The sequence below is a fragment of the Paraburkholderia sp. JHI2823 genome (genome assembly GCF_038900695.1).
Taxonomy (GTDB): domain Bacteria; phylum Pseudomonadota; class Gammaproteobacteria; order Burkholderiales; family Burkholderiaceae; genus Paraburkholderia; species Paraburkholderia mimosarum.
In genome coordinates this window covers 1-827 of sequence record NZ_JAYMRY010000159.1, presented here as the reverse complement: position 1 = coordinate 827, position 827 = coordinate 1, and the positions used below count along the sequence as shown (strand labels likewise).

3 protein-coding genes are annotated in these 827 nt (G+C 65.1%); all 3 read right to left on the bottom strand.

What is annotated here, in order from left to right:
- Positions 1–161: Phenylacetic acid catabolic protein (locus VSR34_RS38075; RefSeq protein WP_342965197.1), on the bottom strand; the 161-nt coding region annotated here is incomplete at its 3' end.
- Positions 162–170: 9 nt separating this feature from the next.
- The gene (gene paaB, locus VSR34_RS38070; RefSeq protein WP_034188015.1) at positions 171–455 is read right to left on the bottom strand and encodes a 1,2-phenylacetyl-CoA epoxidase subunit PaaB; all 285 of its coding nucleotides are present in this window, start codon (positions 453–455) and stop codon (positions 171–173) included.
- A 30-nt stretch (positions 456–485) separates the two neighbouring features.
- On the bottom strand, positions 486–827 hold a 342-nt coding region (locus tag VSR34_RS38065), incomplete at its 5' end, for a Phenylacetic acid catabolic protein (protein ID WP_342965196.1).

The following is an 827-nucleotide window of genomic DNA, read 5'->3' as shown; positions in this document are numbered from 1 at the left end:
CGCGCCTGACCGATCAGGTCGAGGCTCATGTTGGCGAGTGCGATGTCCTCTTCGAGGACCGGGCCGTGGCCGCACCATTCCGTGTTGCGCTGACCGAGGATCAGCGCCGTATCGGCAAGGCGCAGCACGTACGCGAGATGTTCGGGCGTGGGCGTCGTCATGGTGCGCTCTTACATGTGGTTGACTTCGTCGGGCAGCGTGTAGAACGTCGGGTGGCGATAGATCTTGTCGCCGGCCGGCTCGAAGAGCTCGGCCTTCTCGTTCGGATCCGACGCGGTGATCGCCGACGACGGCACCACCCAGATGCTCACGCCTTCCTGACGGCGCGTGTAGACGTCGCGCGCCATGCGCAGCGCCATCGTGGCGTCGGCGGCGTGCAGGCTGCCGCAGTGCTTGTGATCGAGGCCCTGCTTGCTGCGCACGAACACTTCCCAGATCGGCCATTCCTTGTTCATCGTGGATCTCCTTCCTGTTTCCTGTATGAGTTACGCGGCGTGCTTTTCGGCGCGCTGACGCTGTTTCGCGGCATGGGCGAGCGCGGCTTCGCGCACCCACGCGCCTTCGTTGTGCGCCTTCACGCGCGTGCCCAGACGCTCGCGGTTGCACGGGCCGTCGCCGTTCACGACGCGCCAGAATTCTTCCCAGTCGATCGTGCCGTAGTCGTAGTGGCCACGCGCTTCGTTCCACCTGAGATCGGCATCGGGCAGCGTGACGCCGAGCACCTTGGCCTGCTCGACGGTGGCGTCGACGAACTTCTGGCGCAGGTCGTCATTCGAGATGCGCTTGATGCCCCATCTGGCCGACTGGTTGCTGTGGACGGAATCGGC